The sequence below is a fragment of the Streptomyces sp. NBC_00252 genome (genome assembly GCF_036187565.1).
GTDB lineage: Bacteria > Actinomycetota > Actinomycetes > Streptomycetales > Streptomycetaceae > Streptomyces.
In genome coordinates this window covers 3896046-3912679 of the sequence record NZ_CP108087.1, presented here as the reverse complement: position 1 = coordinate 3912679, position 16634 = coordinate 3896046, and the positions used below count along the sequence as shown (strand labels likewise).

The 16634-nt window shown below is 71.3% G+C and carries 16 protein-coding genes; 12 read left to right on the top strand and 4 right to left on the bottom strand.

The features are described 5' to 3' along the window. Positions 1-8: 8 nt before the first annotated feature. Both OHT77_RS16830 and OHT77_RS16825 read left to right on the top strand, forming a co-directional pair. Positions 9-983, top strand: a complete 975-nt coding sequence (locus tag OHT77_RS16830; RefSeq protein ID WP_266772177.1) for an ABC transporter ATP-binding protein — start codon at positions 9-11, stop codon at positions 981-983. Continuing rightward, entirely contained in the window at positions 976-2049 is a 1074-nt protein-coding gene (locus OHT77_RS16825) for an ABC transporter ATP-binding protein (RefSeq protein WP_328829284.1), read from the top strand. Before OHT77_RS16830 ends, OHT77_RS16825 begins: the two co-directional genes overlap by 8 nt. A 150-nt stretch (positions 2050-2199) precedes the next feature. Here OHT77_RS16825 and OHT77_RS16820 read toward each other — a convergent pair whose 3' ends face one another. Continuing rightward, entirely contained in the window at positions 2200-4317 is a 2118-nt protein-coding gene (locus OHT77_RS16820) for a S9 family peptidase (RefSeq protein ID WP_328829283.1), read from the bottom strand. A 215-nt stretch (positions 4318-4532) separates the two neighbouring features. Here OHT77_RS16820 and OHT77_RS16815 point away from each other — a divergent pair, with 215 nt between their 5' ends. The 8 genes from OHT77_RS16815 (at position 4533) to OHT77_RS16780 (ending at position 12353) form a co-directional block, all read left to right on the top strand. Then, entirely contained in the window at positions 4533-4727 is a 195-nt protein-coding gene (locus OHT77_RS16815; protein WP_019058412.1) for a hypothetical protein, read from the top strand. A gap of 23 nt (positions 4728-4750) precedes the next feature. Then, on the top strand, positions 4751-5650 hold the full coding sequence (mshB, locus tag OHT77_RS16810; protein ID WP_328829282.1) for an N-acetyl-1-D-myo-inositol-2-amino-2-deoxy-alpha-D-glucopyranoside deacetylase: 900 nt from the start codon (positions 4751-4753) through the stop codon (positions 5648-5650). After that, a complete protein-coding gene (locus tag OHT77_RS16805; protein ID WP_328829281.1) occupies positions 5650-6066 on the top strand; it encodes a DUF6113 family protein in 417 nt (138 codons plus the stop codon). Before mshB ends, OHT77_RS16805 begins: the two co-directional genes overlap by 1 nt. 150 nt (positions 6067-6216) lie before the next feature. Next, positions 6217-8724 carry a hypothetical protein gene (locus tag OHT77_RS16800; protein WP_328829280.1) on the top strand — a complete coding sequence of 836 codons (2508 nt, stop codon included), beginning with the start codon at positions 6217-6219 and terminating at the stop codon, positions 8722-8724. A 149-nt stretch (positions 8725-8873) separates the two neighbouring features. Continuing rightward, positions 8874-9800 (top strand): ABC transporter ATP-binding protein, encoded by a 927-nt coding sequence (locus tag OHT77_RS16795; RefSeq protein WP_266772186.1) that lies wholly within the window; start codon positions 8874-8876, stop codon positions 9798-9800. Next, positions 9797-10537 carry an ABC transporter permease gene (locus tag OHT77_RS16790; protein WP_328829279.1) on the top strand — a complete coding sequence of 247 codons (741 nt, stop codon included), beginning with the start codon at positions 9797-9799 and terminating at the stop codon, positions 10535-10537. The genes OHT77_RS16795 and OHT77_RS16790 overlap by 4 nt, the downstream gene beginning before the upstream one ends. A gap of 5 nt (positions 10538-10542) precedes the next feature. Beyond that, the gene (locus OHT77_RS16785) at positions 10543-11742 is read left to right on the top strand and encodes a sensor histidine kinase (RefSeq protein WP_328834260.1); all 1200 of its coding nucleotides are present in this window, start codon (positions 10543-10545) and stop codon (positions 11740-11742) included. Beyond that, positions 11739-12353: a response regulator transcription factor gene (locus OHT77_RS16780; RefSeq protein WP_328829278.1), complete on the top strand. Its 615-nt coding sequence runs from the start codon at positions 11739-11741 to the stop codon at positions 12351-12353. Before OHT77_RS16785 ends, OHT77_RS16780 begins: the two co-directional genes overlap by 4 nt. A gap of 109 nt (positions 12354-12462) precedes the next feature. On the opposite strand, the gene OHT77_RS16775 is transcribed toward OHT77_RS16780, so the two are convergent. Together OHT77_RS16775 and OHT77_RS16770 are read right to left on the bottom strand one after the other, a co-directional pair. Further along, positions 12463-13329, bottom strand: coding sequence for a transglutaminase-like domain-containing protein (locus OHT77_RS16775; protein ID WP_328829277.1), 867 nt, complete (start codon positions 13327-13329; stop codon positions 12463-12465). Beyond that, entirely contained in the window at positions 13326-14321 is a 996-nt protein-coding gene (locus tag OHT77_RS16770; protein ID WP_328829276.1) for a GNAT family N-acetyltransferase, read from the bottom strand. The genes OHT77_RS16775 and OHT77_RS16770 overlap by 4 nt, the downstream gene beginning before the upstream one ends. A 140-nt stretch (positions 14322-14461) precedes the next feature. On the opposite strand from OHT77_RS16770, the gene fdxA reads away from it, so the two are divergent. Beyond that, positions 14462-14782, top strand: coding sequence for a ferredoxin (gene fdxA, locus OHT77_RS16765; RefSeq protein ID WP_019058397.1), 321 nt, complete (start codon positions 14462-14464; stop codon positions 14780-14782). Positions 14783-14940: 158 nt separating this feature from the next. After that, positions 14941-16035 (top strand): bifunctional succinyldiaminopimelate transaminase/glutamate-prephenate aminotransferase, encoded by a 1095-nt coding sequence (locus tag OHT77_RS16760; protein WP_328829275.1) that lies wholly within the window; start codon positions 14941-14943, stop codon positions 16033-16035. 57 nt (positions 16036-16092) lie between these two features. Here OHT77_RS16760 and OHT77_RS16755 read toward each other — a convergent pair whose 3' ends face one another. Continuing rightward, the gene (locus OHT77_RS16755; RefSeq protein WP_266772198.1) at positions 16093-16545 is read right to left on the bottom strand and encodes an ATP-binding protein; all 453 of its coding nucleotides are present in this window, start codon (positions 16543-16545) and stop codon (positions 16093-16095) included. Positions 16546-16634 lie beyond the last annotated feature (89 nt).

The following is a 16634-nucleotide window of genomic DNA, read 5'->3' as shown; positions in this document are numbered from 1 at the left end:
CCGGCGTCATGCTGCTCGAAGTGCGGGACCTGCACGTGGAGTTCAGGACCAGGGACGGGGTCGCCAAGGCCGTCAACGGCGTCAACTACAGCGTGGACGAGGGGGAGACCCTCGCCGTGCTGGGGGAGTCGGGGTCCGGGAAGTCCGTGACCGCGCAGGCCGTCATGGGGATCCTCGACACCCCGCCGGGGAAGATCACCGGCGGGGAGATCCTCTTCCGGGGCAAGGACCTGCTGAAGTTCAAGGAAGAGGAACGGCGCAAGGTCCGCGGCGCCGAGATGGCGATGATCTTCCAGGACGCGCTGTCCTCGCTCAACCCCGTGCTCTCCGTGGGCGACCAGCTCGGCGAGATGTTCATCGTGCACCGGGGGATGTCCCGGAAGGACGCGCGCACCAAGGCGGTCGAGCTGATGGACCGGGTGCGGATCCCGGGGGCCGCGCAGCGCGTCCGGGACTATCCGCACCAGTTCTCCGGCGGTATGCGCCAGCGCATCATGATCGCCATGGCGCTCGCCCTGGAGCCGGCGCTCATCATCGCCGACGAACCCACCACCGCCCTCGACGTCACCGTCCAGGCCCAAGTCATGGACCTGCTCGCCGAGTTGCAGCGCGAGCTGCACATGGGGCTCATCCTCATCACCCACGACCTCGGGGTCGTCGCCGACGTCGCCGACAAGATCGCCGTGATGTACGCGGGCCGGATCGTCGAGTCGGCCCCCGTCCACGACATCTACAAGGCGCCCGCCCACCCGTACACCAAGGGCCTGCTGGACTCGATCCCGCGCCTGGACCAGAAGGGCCAGGAGCTCTACGCGATCAAGGGCCTGCCGCCGAACCTGATGCACATCCCGCCCGGCTGCGCCTTCAACCCGCGCTGTCCGATGGCCCAGGACGTGTGCCGGACCGACGAACCCGAGCTGTACGAGGTGGATCAACACCGGGGCAGCGCCTGCCACTTCTGGAGGGAGTGCCTCAATGGCTGAGCCGATCCTGGAGGTCGAGGGGCTCGTCAAGCACTACCCCCTGACCCAGGGCATCCTCTTCAAGAAGCAGGTCGGTGCCGTCAAGGCCGTCGACGGCGTGGACTTCACGCTCGACCGGGGCGAGACCCTCGGCATCGTCGGGGAGTCCGGCTGCGGCAAGTCGACTGTCGCCAAGATGCTGGTCAACCTCGAGCGGCCGACCGAGGGGTCGATCAAGTTCAAGGGCGAGGACATCAGCCGGATGTCGGGCAGGGCCCTGAAGGCCGCCCGCCGCAACATCCAGATGGTGTTCCAGGACCCGTACACCTCCCTCAACCCCCGTATGACGGTGGGCGACATCATCGGGGAGCCGTACGAGATCCACCCCGAGGTGGCGCCGAAGGGCGACCGGCGCAAGAGAGTTCAGGATCTGCTGGACGTGGTCGGGCTCAACCCCGAGTACATCAACCGGTATCCGCACCAGTTCTCCGGCGGCCAGCGCCAACGCATCGGCATCGCACGGGGGTTGGCGCTGCGCCCCGAGGTCATCGTCGCCGACGAACCCGTCTCCGCGCTCGACGTCTCCGTGCAGGCGCAGGTCATCAACCTCCTCGACCGCCTCCAGGACGAGTTCGACCTCTCCTACATCTTCATCGCGCACGACCTGTCGATCGTCCGGCACATCTCGGACCGGGTCGGGGTCATGTACCTCGGCCGGATCGTGGAGATCGGCAGGGACGCCGAGATCTACGACCACCCGACGCACCCGTACACCCAGGCGCTGCTGTCCGCCGTGCCCGTGCCCGACCCGGACGCGCGGGAGCACCGGGAGCGGATCATCCTGTCGGGTGACGTGCCGTCGCCGACGAAGATCCCCTCCGGGTGCCGGTTCCGCACCCGGTGCTGGAAGGCGCAGGAGCGCTGCTCGCTGGAGGTGCCGCTGCTCGCGGTACCGGCCGAGTTCCGGCTCGTGAGCGGGCCCGCGGCGCACGACTCGGCCTGTCACTTCGCCGAGGAGAAGACGGTCGTACCGCAGGACGCGCCGCCCGTGGAACCCACGGACGATCTTGATCAGGGGGCGGAATAACCGTACAAACAGGCATCAACCGCGTTAACACGCAGGCAACTCGGCCGACCCGGTCTCGATATACGGACGAGTCAATCTGAATCACGTACGGCCGTGCGGGTGCCGTAAACGGACCGGGGCGCGCCATGTCGCCCCGGTCCGTTGCCGTACCTAGGCGAGCCCCAACGACCGCTTCAGGAAGTCCACCTGGAGCAGCAGCAGATTTTCCGCGACCTGTTCCTGCGGGGTCATGTGGGTCACGCCCGACAGGGGGAGGACCTCGTGCGGGCGGCCGGCGGCCAGGAGGGCCGAGGACAGCCGCAGGGTGTGCGCGACCACCACGTTGTCGTCCGCGAGGCCGTGGACGACCATCAGGGGCCGCTGCGGGTCCGCCGGGGACGACAGGCCGTCGTCCGTGACGAGACTGCTCTTCGCGTACGACTCCGGGTCCTTGGCCGGGTCGCCGAGGTACCGCTCCGTGTAGTGGGTGTCGTAGAGGCGCCAGTCGGTCACCGGGGCGCCCGCGATGCCCGCGTGGAAGACGTCCGGGCGGCGCAGCACGGCGAGTCCGGCGAGCCAACCCCCGTACGACCAGCCGCGGATGGCCACCCGGGAGAGGTCGAGCGGGTGGGACTTCGCGAGGTCCTGGAGGGCGTCGATCTGGTCGTCCAGGGAGACCGTGAAGTCTCGGTGGACGGCCTTCTCCCAGGCCGGTGAGCGGCCTGGGGTGCCGCGGCCGTCGGCGACGAGGACCGCGAAACCCTGGTCGGCGAACCACTGCGAGGTGAGGTGCGCGTTGTGCGCGGCGACCACCCGGGGGCCGTGCGGACCGCCGTAGGGGTCCAGCAGAACCGGAAGCGGGTCGGTCCCGTCGTAGTCCCGTGGCATAAGCAGGGCGCACGGGACGCGCCGTGCGCCCCCCTCGGTGAACGTGATGCGCGGGGACAGGCCCGGATCTTCGGCGTACGACGCGACCGGCACCGTCTTCTTGCCCTCGCGCAGCACCTGGACCTGCGTGCCTGGGCGGTCCGGCACCGCCGAGAGCAGCACGGTCACGCCCCCGGCGCGGACCGCCGAGTGCACACCGGGTTCCTGCGAGAGGCGCTCCAGGCCGAGTTCGTTGACGCGGTAGACGTGCACCTCGCCGGTTTCCGGGGTGGGCGCGTCCTCGCCCGCCGACGCGGAGATCAGCACGTTGTCGTCGGAGACGTCCAGCACCGCGCGGACGTGCAACTGCGGCCCTGTGAGCAGCCGTTCACCCACCGAGAGCACCCGCGCGCCGCCCTCGTCGGCGATCCGCACGAGCCGTCCCGAGGGGCTCCAGCACGGCACTCCAGGGAAAAGATCAAGCCAAACTGGATCTTCGTCGGCATGCACCATGCGGGTCGCCCCCGAGCCGGGCTCGACGGCGAGGAACAGCTGGCTGCGCTGGTCCCGGGCCTGCACGAGCAGCAGCGGCGCACCCGCCGCTGACCAGTGCACTCGCGCCAGATACGGGTACCGGGCCCGGTCCCAGGCGACCTCCGTGCGCGAACCGTCGAGCCCGATCACGTACAGCCGTACGTCCGCGTTGGCCGTGCCCGCCGCCGGGTACGCGACCTGCTGCGGCTCGCGCTCCGGGTGGGCCGGGTCGGCGATCCACCAGCGCCGTACCGGCGTGTCGTCGGCGCGTGCGACCAGCAGCCGGTCCGAGTCCGGCGACCACCAGAAGCCGCGCGTCCGGCTCATCTCCTCGGCCGCGATGAACTCGGCCAGACCGTAGGTGACTTGTTCCGACTCCGGCTCGGCGAGCGCCCGGTCGCCCGCGCCGTCGGCCCCCACGACCCGCAGGGCGCCGCCGGTGACGTAGGCGATGTGCTGTCCGTCGGGGGACGGGCGGGGGTCGATGACCGGTCCCGGGACCGGGAGTTCACGTGCCGCGCCGGACTTCAGGTCGGTGCTGAAAAGCCGCCCTGACAAGGCGAAAGACGCCAGCTCGACCTCGCTGTCGGTGGCGTAGCCGACGATCCCCGCACCGCCCTCGCGGGTGCGTTCGCGGCGGGCCCGCTCCTCGGGGGAGAGGTGCTCCGAGGCGCCGCCCAGGAGGGCGCGCGGGTCGGCCGCCACGCGCTCCTCGCCGTCCGCCGGGGTGAGCACCCACAGGGCGTTCGCCCGGTCCGTGCCGGAGGGCGAGCGCAGGAACACGACCCGGGAACCGTCAGGTGACACGGTGAACGCGCGCGGCGCGCCGAGCGTGAACCGCTGGGTACGGGCGTGCCGTCGGGGGAAGGAGTCAGCCTCGGTCGTCATGCCCCGACCATATTGGCCATGCGCCCCCTTGTGCGGCTGTGCGCCGAGCGATGCGCGAGCGCGGATAGTTATGATCACTAGCGCTGCGTGGGTATGAACCTGCTGGCTCCTGTATGGATTTGCTGTACCGATTTGCTCTAGGGATCCACCCCATGGATCCATTGCCCCCATAGTCCGACCCCCCTAGTCCCTGGGATCATTGGAGGTGAGCCGCCGTGGCACTCTCGATTTCGGCGGTGGTGCTGCTGGCGATCGTCGTCTTCCTTCTGGTCAAGAAATCAGGGCTGAAGGGCGGGCACGCGGTCGTCTGTGTCCTCCTCGGGTTCTATCTGGCCTCGTCGACCATCGCGCCCACGATCAGCGATCTGACGACGAACATCGCGAGCATGATCGGCAGCATCAAGTTCTGACGGCCCACCTTTAGGGTGGGCTCATGACGGAACTGCCCTCCCCCACCCTGCGGGCGGGGGGACCCCCATCTCGCGGCGCTCGTCGTCTGCTGCTGGTGCACGCGCACCCGGACGACGAGTCGATCAACAACGGCGCGACGATGGCCAAGTACGCGGCCGAGGGTGCCCACGTGACGCTGGTCACGTGCACCCTCGGAGAGCGCGGCGAGGTCATCCCGCCCGCACTGCGGCAGCTGTCGGGCACGGCACTGGCCGAGGAGCGGGAGCGCGAGCTGACCGCCGCCATGAAGGCGCTCGGCGTCCTCGACCACCGCCTCCTGGGCGGCCCCGGCCGCTACCGCGACTCCGGGATGATGGGCACCTCGGACAACGACGACCCGGCCTGCTTCTGGCGCGCCGACGTCGACGAGGCCGCAGCACACCTCGTCGAGGTGATCCGCGAGACCCGCCCCCAGGTCCTGATCACCTACGACCCCGCCGGCGGCTACGGCCACCCCGACCACATCCAGGCCCACCGCGTCGCCATGCGCGCCGCCGAACTCGCCGCGGACGCCGGGCAGTCGATCGCCAAGGTCTACTGGAACCGCGCCCCCCGGACCGTCGTGGAAGACGGCTTCGCGCGGCTGCGGGACGCGCTGCCGGAGCTGCCCTTCGCCGAAGCGGCCGCCGTGGACGACGTACCCGGAGTCGTGGACGACGGGCGGATCACCGCCGTGATCGACGGCACGGCCCACGCCGACGCCAAGACCGCGGCCATGCGCGCGCACGCCACGCAGATCGAAGTCGCCCCGGGCGCACCGTACTTCGCGCTGTCGAACGGCCTCGCGCAGCCGATCTTCCCCACCGAGTACTACGAGTTGGTCCGCGGGGAACCCGGTGGGTCGGCACCCGAGACCGATCTCTTCGAAGGGCTGGACCTGTGATGAGCGCCAACAACGGCGGGAGCCTGCTCGCCCAGCCGCTGCAACGGCCGTCCGCGCTACGGGTGTTGGCCTACGCCGGGCTCTTCGTGCTCGGCGCGGTCGTCGGGACGGCCGGGGCGCTGGTGCAGGCCGCCTGGTTCCCCGGCGGGCTGCTGCTCGCGCTCGTGGGAGCGGCCGGACTGTTCCTCGGCGGGGCGAGAGCGGCCGGGGGCAGAGGCGGGGCCGTGGCGCCCGCCGCCGGCTGGATGGTCGCCGTCATCCTGCTCACCGCGAGCCGCCCGGAGGGCGACTTCCTGTTCGGTGCGGGCGTCGGTTCCTATCTGTTTCTGCTCGGCGGGATGGTCGTAGCTGTGATGTGCGCCACGTTGGGTTTGGGGCGGCAACCAAGCAGCCCTGACGTCCGACTTGGCAAGTGACGTACCACTTCGCGGTGACGCGCGCGTGCGAGTCCGGTGTGGGTTTCCCCAGCGGCCGTGGGATACCGCCAAGAAGTGGCCAGTATGGTGGTGCGCGCCGCCGAGTCGCCCGTGGGTGTCGGGCGGCGGAGCCAACCGGGAGAACCTGCCTTGAGTCGTGAAACTGACACTCCGTCCTCCGGGCCCGACGGGCGCGGCGGAGCCGCTTACCCCTCGGGGACCCCGCCGTACGGGACGCCGGCGGCTTCCGACGACCGTACGGATGCCGGGCGTTCGGCCGCGCAGCCGGAGGAACGCAAGACCGAGACGACGCTGACGACCCGGATCCGGATCAACATCCCCGGTTCGCGGCCCATTCCGCCCGTCGTCGTGCGCACGCCCGTCGCGGACACCGAGTCCGGCGACGGCTCCACGACCGCCGAGGTGCAGCTGCCGAGTTCCGCGCTGCCCACGCGCCCGGTCGAGCCGGGCGCCGAACTCGCCCTGCCCGCCGCCGAGGAGAAGACCAGCGACTGGTTCGCACCCCGCAAGTCCGGCCCCGCGAAGGGCGGTCAGGGCGGTGGCGGCACCAACGGTGCCGGGATTCCGGGCGGTTCGGCCGCGGGCAACCCGAGCGCGCCGGCCGCCGGTGCGCCCGGTGCTCCGGGTGCGGGCCGGCCGGGTGCCGGTCGCCCCGGTGGTGTGGTCGGCGGCATGAACGTGACGGGCGCCGCCCGCCAGGCCGCCGCGAACGGCGGTACGAACGGCGCCGGCATCGGCGGTGCCACCGGCGCCGGACCCGTCGCCCCCGGGCACGGTGGCGGCACCGGCTCCTTCGACGTGACCGAGGCGCTGGGGGCGGGACCCCGCGCCAACGGCGGTCCCAACGGCGGCGGCCCCGGTGAGCCCAGGCGCGACGACCTGCCGTACTTCTCCGACAACGGACAGCAGGCCGGCTTCCCCGGGCCCAACGGCCAGGGCGGTTACCCCGAGCCGAACGGCCAGGGCGAGCAGGGCGGATTCCCCGGGGGCAACGGTCCCGGCGGGCGGGCCGAGCAGTTCCCCGGCCCGAACGGGCAGGGCATGGGCCCCGGCGGCCCGGGCGGTCCCGGCGGACCCAACGGTTTCAACGGCCCGAACGGGCGCGGCGGTCACGGCGGCCCCGAGGGCCCCGCAGGCCCCACCGGCGGTCCGGTCACCGGCGACGGCCTCATGCTGCCGCCCGGCCCCACAGGCGGGGCACAGGGCGCGCCCAGCGCGCTCAGCGGCTACGCGGACGGACCGGGTGCACCGGGCGGCACGAACGGCGCCGGCGGACCGGGTGCCTCCACCGGCCGCCACGGCGGTCGCGGCAGGGGCCCGAACGGTCCCGGCGGCCCCGGCGGTCAGAGCACGCCTCCCGGCATCGGCCCAGGCGCCCCCGGTGGCGCGAGCCTCCCCGGCGGGATGATCCCCGGCGGCGGTCTCAGCGACGACACCGCGATCCTCACCCCGCAGAAGCCCGCCCCCGAACCTGGTGGCCCCGGCTACGGCGCCCCCGCCGACCAGGTCTCCGGACACACCGTCACCAGCGGTATGCCGGTGATCCCCGGCAACGGCACCTCGCCGTTCGCCCCGGGCACCCACCCGGACGGACCGCTGCCGCACACGCCCCCGAAGCTCCCCGAGCCCGGTGCGGCGCAGAGCGCGCCCGCCGGGAAGAACGCGGGCAAGAGCGCGAAGAAAAAGAAGAAGGGCCGCAGCAAGCTGGTCCTGCTCTGCGTCGGCGTGTTCGTCATCGCGGGCGGCGCCTACGGTGCCGGTCTGCTGATGAACCACACCGACGTGCCCAAGGGCACCACAGTGCTCGGCCTCGACATCGGCGGCGGCACGCGGGACGACGCCGTCAAGAAGCTCGACGACGCGTTCGGCGACCGCGTGAACAAGCCGCTGAAGCTGTCGGTCGGCGGCAAGACGGTCTCGCTCAAGCCGGACCAGGCGGGCCTGCAGTTCGACACCACGGCGACGGTCAGCGCGGCCGCGACCAGCGACTACAACCCGGTCTCCGTGATCGGCTCGCTCTTCGGCCAGCACCGCGTCGTCGCGCCCGTCATGCCGGTCGACGAGGAGAAGCTCGCCGCCGCGCTCGGCGACCTCGGCGGCGGCTCCGGCTCCGGCGCGGTCACCGAGGGCACGATCCAGTTCACGTCCGGCAAGGCGGTCGCCGTCTACGGCAAGGCGGGCAAGGCCATCGACGCGGCCGCGTCCACCCAGGCCGTCGAGGAGGCGTACCGCAACGAGGTGGAGACCGGCACGGCCACCCCGGTGACCGTCCCGACGACCACCAAGCAGCCGACGGTCTCGAACACCGAGGTCGACCGCGAGATGAAGGCGTTCGCGGAGCCGGCGATGTCCGCGCTCGTCACCGTCAAGACGGACACCGGGGTCTCCCTGCAGCTGAGCCCGAAGAACTCTCTGTGGAAGTTCCTCAAGGTGAAGGCGGTCAACGGCAAGCTGACGGACAGCCCCGACCTGAACGCCCTCCAGTCGCTCTACGGCAGCCTCTTCGACGGCGTGAAGATCACCCGGGCCACCGGCCAGAAGACGGCCGTCACCCCGCAGGACGTCTACGGCGCCCTGCGGCAGGCCCTGATCAGCAAGACGAACCGGGTCGGGACCATCGTCACGAACCCCAGCTAGCGCACGATCACCGTACGAAGGGGCACCCGGCACAGCGCCGAGTGCCCCTTCGTCGTAGGCGAGCCGTCGGCGTACATGACATCTGTCATGCGGCACACCGGACCGCCGACACTGCCGGGCGGTGGCCCCTGGACGCCACGATGGGTGGCATGACGACAACAGCGGGGACCGCGACCACAGCGGTGGTCGGGTTTGATCAGGTGAGCAAGAGCTACGGCGAGGTCCGGGCCGTCGACGGGCTGTCGCTCGTGCTGCACCCGGGGGAGACGGTGGCCCTGCTCGGTCCGAACGGGGCCGGGAAGTCGACCACCCTGGATCTGCTGCTCGGGCTCAAGCAGGCCGACACCGGGAAGGTCGAGGTCTTCGGGACCAGCCCGCGGGAGGCCATCGTCGCCGGGCGGGTGGGCGCGATGCTGCAGAGCGGCGGGCTGATGGACGAGGTCACCGTCGGTGAACTGGTCCGGCTGGCCTGCGACTTGCACCCCAAGCCGTACAAGGTCGGGGACGTGATCGCCCGTGCGGGCATCGCGCAGATCGCCGACCGCAAGGTCAACAAGCTCTCCGGCGGCCAGGCCCAGCGCGTCCGCTTCGCCCTCGCCACGGCGGGCGACAGCGACCTGATCGTCCTCGACGAGCCGACCACCGGCATGGACGTCACCGCCCGCCAGGCCTTCTGGGCCACCATGCGCGAGCAGGCCGACCAGGGCCGTACGGTCCTCTTCGCCACCCACTACCTCGAAGAGGCCGACGCCATCGCGGACCGCGTCCTGGTCCTGCACCGCGGCCGGTTGCTGGCGGACGGCACCGCCGCCGAGATCAAGGCGAAGGCAGGCGCGCGCAAGGTCGCCTTCGACCTGGAGGGCGAGATCGACGAGGCCCCGCTGCGCTCCCTCCCGTTCCTCACCAGCATCGACATCAGCGGCTCCACGATCCGCATCCAGTCCACCGACGCGGACGCGACCGTCCACGCGCTCTACGGCCTGGGCGTCTACCCCCGCAACCTCGAAGTCGCCGGGCTCGGCCTGGAGCAGGCCTTCGTCGCCATCACCGCCGCCGAGGAGGCCAAGCAGTCATGAACAGCCTGATCAAACTGGAACTCACCCGCGCCCTGCGGAACCGCAAATTCCTCTTCTTCTCGGTGATCTACCCCTCGGCCCTGTTCCTGCTGATCGCGGGCAGCGCGGGCAGCACCGACAAGATCGACGGCACCGGCCTGACGGTCGCGACCTACATGATGGTCTCGATGGCCTCCTTCGGCGCCCTGACCGCCGTCCTGATGGGCAACAGCGAGCGCATCGCGAAGGAGCGGGAGAGCGGCTGGGTACGGCAGTTGAGGCTCACCACGCTGCCCGGACGCGGCTATGTGATCGCGAAGACGGCCAGCGCCGCCGTGGTCAGCCTGCCCTCCATCGTCGTCGTGTTCATCGTCGCCGCGACCGTGAAGGACGTACGGCTCGACGCCTGGCAGTGGCTCGCGCTGACCGCCGCGATCTGGGCCGGCAGCCTGGTCTTCGCCGCCCTCGGGGTGGCCATCGGGTACATGGCGAGCGGCGACGCGGTCCGCCCGATCACGATGATCACCTACTTCGGTCTGTCGATGCTGGGCGGCCTGTGGATGCCCGCGACGACGTTCCCCGACTGGCTGCAGTCCATCGCGAAGTGGCTGCCCACGCACGCGTACGCTGCGCTGGGGCAGGCGATCGAGCAGAGCCAGTCGCCCCACGCCAAGGACATCACCCTCCTCGTCGCCTACTTCGCCCTCTTCGCGGGCGGGGCGGCCTGGCTGTACCGGAAGGACACGCTGAAGGCGTGAGCGCGATGACGGACGACGGCCCGGACGGCGCCGAGGTGCACCGGGCGATGCGCATGGGGGAGCCCCCGCGGAACCTGGGCGAGGCCGTGCGCAAGCTGGTGTGGATCCTGCCCTGGCTGGTCTTCTTCAGCTCCCCGATCGACGACCTCCTCTCCGGCCACCACGGCTCCGCGGCCACGGTGTTCGGCTGGATCGGCTTCGGCACCTTCGTCGGGACGTACCTGGCCCTGGTCTTCCGGAACATGGGCCGGGCGTTCTCCGGCCCGGTCGTCGGTGTCCTGGTGGCAGGACTGGGGGTCCTGGCCGTCGCCCTCTCCCTCACCCTCGGCCCCGACTGGCTCGGCCTCTTCGTCTACGTCTCCGTCGCCTGCGGGGTCACGCTCCCGATGCGGGCCGCGTACGTCACGATCCCGGCGACGACGGTCACGATGCTCCTGGTCGGCCTGCACGGCGGCGAGGACGACGCGTGGGGCCTGGTCCTGCTGGTGCTGCTGATCGGCTTCTCGATGACCGGCGTACGCGAACTGGTGCGCACGACCATCGAGTTGCGCAAGGCACGCGCCACGGTGGCCCAACTCGCGGCGAACGAGGAGCGGTTGCGGCTGGCCCGGGACCTGCACGACCTGCTGGGCCACTCCCTCTCCCTGATCACCCTGAAGAGCGAGCTGGCCGGCCGGATGCTCCCCGACCACCCCGACAAGGCGGCCCAGCAGGTCGCCGACATCGAACAGGTCAGCCGCCAGGCCCTGGTGGACGTCCGCGAGGCCGTCACCGGCTACCGCCGCCCGCGCCTCGCCGGTGAACTGGCGGGCGCCCAGGTCGCGTTGACGGCGGCGGGAGTCGTCGCCGACCTTCCCGCCGAACCCGACCTGACGACGGTGACCGAGGACAGCGAATCGGCCCTCGCCTGGGCCCTGCGCGAGGCGATCACCAACGTCGTACGGCACAGCGGCGCCCAGCGCTGCGTGGTCGAACTGGTCCGCCGCCAGACCCTGGACGGCCCGATGCTGGAACTCTCCGTCGAGGACAACGGCTCCGGCGGCTCGGGCAAGGGCCCCGGCAACGGACTCACCGGCCTCACCGAGCGCCTGGAGAAGGCCGGCGGCACCCTGGAGGCGACCCGCCTCAAACACGGCTTCCGGCTGGTGGCACGGGTGCCCGCGGGCGCACCGCTCACCGCGACGGACGTAGGATCCCCCGCATGAGCCGTACGATCAAGGTCCTCCTCGCCGAGGACCAGTCGATGGTCCGCGAGGCACTGGCCGCCCTGCTCGGCCTGGAGGACGACATCGAGGTCGTCGCCCAAGTCGCCCGCGGCGACGAGGTGTTGGCAGCGGCACGGCACCACACCGTGGACGTGGCCCTCCTCGACATCGAAATGCCCGGCTGCACCGGCATCGAGGCGGCGGCCCAGGTCCACAAGGCGCTCCCCGGGGTGAAGCTGGTCGTCCTGACGACCTTCGGCCGCCCCGGCTACCTCCGCAGCGCGATGGAGGCGGGAGCGGACGCCTTCCTCGTGAAGGACGCCCCGGCGGCCCAACTGGCGGCAGCGGTACGGAAGGTACTCGCCGGGGAGCGGGTCATCGACCCCACCTTGGCCGCGGCGGCCCTGGCGGAGGGCGCCAACCCGCTGACCGACCGCGAACGGGAAGTACTCCGGGCGGCGGCGGACGGCTCGACGAACGCGGAACTGGCAACGGCCCTCCACCTGTCCCAGGGCACGGTCCGCAACTACCTGTCGACAGCGATCCAGAAGCTGGCGGTACGGAACAGGGCAGAGGCGGTAAGGATCGCAAGGGAAAAAGGCTGGCTGTAGAACACAGTCCAGCAGCATCCCCCTCCAGGGGTGCGGGGAACTGCGCGACCAGCCATAACGCGCCCGCAGACGCCAAACAACCAGAGCCCCAACGGCGAACGGGCGAAGATCAGTTCAGCATCGCCCGAGCCGAAGAAGCCTGCCCCCGCACCCGATCCGCCGCAGGTTCATCCACGGCAGCCACCACCTCGGCGTAGGCATCCAACTCCGCCGCCCCGGTGAGGAAATCCCCCCGCTGAACCAGCAGTTGAGCCCGCTCGTACCGCAACTGCGCGGGGTGCGAAGGCAACAGCAGAGCCAACTCCACAGCCCACAGGGCGACTTCGGACTGTTCGGGCCAAGCCGCAGCCCACGCCCGGATGTTGTTGAGAACCCGCACGATCACGTCGAGGGGATCCGCGGGCTCCAGCATGGAGGGCCGCAACGTGGCCCCCACCAACAACTCCGCGTCACCCCCTGACAGAATCCGCCCCCCGTCGAAGGGATCGGCCAGCACCCGCTCGTCCCCCGCCCCGAACCCCACCACGAAATGCCCCGGCAGCCCGACCCCGTACACCGGCGCCCCCGCCCGCCGGGCGACCTCCATCCACACCACCGACAACAGGATCGGCAACCCGCGCCGCCGCCGCAGCACCGCATGCAGCAACGACGACTCCAGCCGCTCGTAGTCACCCGGCGAGCCCCGGAACTCGAAGCGCCCGCCCAGCAGTTGCCGCAGCGCCTCCGCCCAGGCCGACGGCGCCCCCGGCCGGAACGGCACCAGCCCGGCGAGCCGGTCCAGCTCCACCTGCGCAGAGTCGATGCCCGCGTCGTCGAGCGCCCCGTCCCCCGCGGCGCCGACCAACAGGCACAGCGTCGCGAGATCGGGCCGCCCGGACCGAGCCTCCTCGGCGAACAACCGCCGTACCTCGGCAGCCCGTTCGGCCGACGGAGGACAGGGCGACGACGCGGCGAACTCGAACCCGAACCCGTTCACGACGAACCGTCGCGGTAGTGGTGATAGGCGTGATGCGCGGAGAACCCCATCCCGGAGTACAGCGCCCGCGCCCCCACGTTCTCCGCCTCGACCTGCAACCACGCGGCCGAAGCCCCCTCCTCCAGCGCCCGCGAGGCCAACGCGGCCATGACGATCGAGGCGAGCCCCCGCCGCCGTAGGGCCGGATCGACCTCGACGGCGGCGAAGCCGGCCCAGCGCCCGTCGACGACACAGCGCCCGATGGCCGCGGGTTCGGCACCCTCGCCCGGCACGGTCGCGAACCACACCGAGGGTCCGCTGCCCAGCACCTCGAGGGTCACCTCGCTGACGCCCTTGCGCTGGTAGCGGGCGAGCCACGCCTCGTCGGCGGCCCGGGACAGCTCGACCCCGGAGGCGTCCGCGCGGTCGGCGACGGGGGCCAGCGCCCCGATCCACAGCTCGGCGGTGACCTCGCGGGTCCAGCCACGCCGTTCGAGCTCGGCGCAGAGCAGCTCCTGCGTGCCCTCCGCCCCCGTCGCGGTCTGGACGTACGCGGGCAGCCCCCGGTCGCCGTACCACCGTCGTACGGCGGTCAGGGCCTCGTCGAGGGGCACGCCGGGATCGCCGAGCGGGAGGGTGGAGTTGGCGCGCCGGGTGAAGCCGGCGGCGGCGCGCAGCTCCCACTCGCCGAGCCGCTCGCTCTCCACCGGCCGCCACGCGCGCGAGGAGACACGGGCGAGTTCGGCGTACGACGCGGAGGGTCCTCGGCGGCGTGCCGGGGCGGCCGGGACGACCTTGCCCGCTACCAGCGTGGATTCCGAAATACGGACGGACTCGCCACCCTTACGTGTGATCGTCACCACACCGCTGTCCCATGATGTGAGAACACCCACCGTGTCGGTGAACTTCTCCGTCGTGTCTTCAGCGGCGCTCAAGCACCTCACGGACACCCGTTTGCCCACGTCAGCAGCGGTGATCCGGACCTCGAGTCGTCCGGCCGCAGAGATTTCCACAGGTCTGTTCACCCCTCCTGTATGGATCACGCCCCGGAACGGAGATACTAGGTGCGGGCATGGACGACGCCGCGCTCCAGCGCGCCTGGCGGCGGAGCCTACGGAGGCCCGCCAGCGCCCTATCGAGGAGGAACGACAGCGTGACCTACGTCATCGCGCAGCCTTGTGTCGACGTCAAGGACAAGGCGTGCATCGAGGAGTGCCCGGTCGACTGCATCTACGAGGGCTCACGGTCCTTGTACATCCACCCGGACGAATGCGTCGACTGTGGAGCCTGTGAGCCGGTGTGCCCGGTCGAGGCGATCTTCTACGAGGACGACACTCCCGAGGAGTGGAAGGACTACTACAAGGCGAACGTCGAGTTCTTCGACGAGCTCGGCTCGCCGGGCGGCGCCAGCAAGCTGGGCCTGATCGAGCGCGACCACCCCTTCGTCGCCGCGCTGCCGCCGCAGAACCAGTAGGAGCGGCCCGCACAGACGCGCGCCGCCTCGGTCCCGTACGGCCTGATCACGCCCGATCAGCGCCCTACGGGGCCGAGGCGTTTGCCGTACGACGGCCCGACGACGGCTGTGCGGCGCGCACGTGCGGGGTGCACGCACCAGAAAGCGAGTCAGAGATCGTGTCCGCAGTCACCGACCGCCTGCCCACCTTCCCCTGGGACAAGCTGGAGCCGTACAAGAAGACGGCCGCAGCGCACCCGGACGGCATCGTCGACCTGTCGGTCGGCACCCCGGTGGACCCGGTTCCCGACCTGATCCAGAAAGCGCTGATCGCTGCGGCCGACTCGCCCGGCTATCCGACGGTCTGGGGCACACCGGCACTGCGTGACGCGATCACGGGCTGGGTGGAGCGCCGCCTGGGCGCCCGCGACGTGACCCACCGCCACGTCCTGCCGATCGTCGGCTCCAAGGAACTCGTCGCCTGGCTCCCGACCCAGCTGGGCCTCGGCCCCGGCGACCGCGTGGCCTACCCGCGCCTCGCCTACCCGACGTACGAGGTCGGCGCCCGTCTGGCCCGCGCCGAGTACGAGACCTACGACGACCCCACGACGCTGGACCCCGAGGGCCTGAAGCTCCTCTGGCTCAACTCCCCGTCCAACCCGACCGGCAAGGTCCTCCCCAAGGAGGAGCTGACCCGGATCGTCGCCTGGGCCCGCGAGCACGGCATCCTGATCTTCTCCGACGAGTGCTACCTCGAACTGGGCTGGGAGGCCGACCCGGTCTCGGTCCTCCACCCGGACGTGAACGGCGGTTCCTACGACGGGATCGTCGCCGTCCACTCGCTCTCCAAGCGCTCGAACCTCGCCGGTTACCGCGCGGCCTTCCTCGCCGGCGACCCCTCGGTCCTCGCCCCGCTCCTGGAGATCCGCAAGCACGGCGGCATGATGACCTCGGCACCCACCCAGGCGGCCGTGGTGGCGGCGCTCGCCGACGACACCCACGTCCAGGAACAGCGCGAGCGCTACCTGACCCGCCGCACCGCCCTCCGCGAGGCGCTCGTGAAGCACGGCTTCCGCATCGAACACAGCGAGGCGAGCCTCTACCTCTGGGCCACGCGGGACGAGTCCTGCTGGAAGACGGTCGCCCACCTGGCCGACCTGGGCATCCTCGTGGCCCCGGGCGACTTCTACGGAGAGGCCGGCGAGAACTTCGTCAGGGTGGCCCTGACGGCTACGGATGAGCGAGTAAGGGCGGCCGTGAACAGGCTGAGCTGAGTCGGAACCGAAAAAAGGGGTCCAGGGAATTCCCTGGACCCCTTCGACGCAGCCGAACTAGCCGAGCGGCAGCCCCTTCAGGGGCAGCTCCTGCGCGGTGGGCAGCCCGCCCTTGGTCACGGCGTCGGTCGGCAACCCGCCACCCGCGGTCGCGGTCTTCGCGGTCTCACCGAGCAGACCCCCGGCCTGCCCCGCCGTGTCCCCGGCAACGTGCTGCGCAGCCGGCGCCACCGTCTTGGCAACCTTCCCGCCGGTCTTCCCCGCGGCCGGCACCGCCTTCTCCAGCGTCTGGCCACCGGACTTGCCGGCGACCCCCGTGACGTTCTGGCTCGCGCCGTCGACCGCGTTGCCGACGCTCGCCCCGTCCAGAGCGGTGAGCCCGCTCAGGTTCGGGGTGGCCGGCAGGGAGGGGGCCGCACTGGCGGAGCCGGCCACACCGACCCCGGCTGCCGCTCCCGCTGCGACGAGCAGCGCGGCACGGGCGATCCGGCGGGTCAGGGGGAGGGACATGATGCTCCTTGTGTTGATCTCCGGGCTCGGACGCAGTGACTACCGCTCGAAGCCCGCGAAGGTTGCGGAGCGGCAACGTAAAGAGTTGG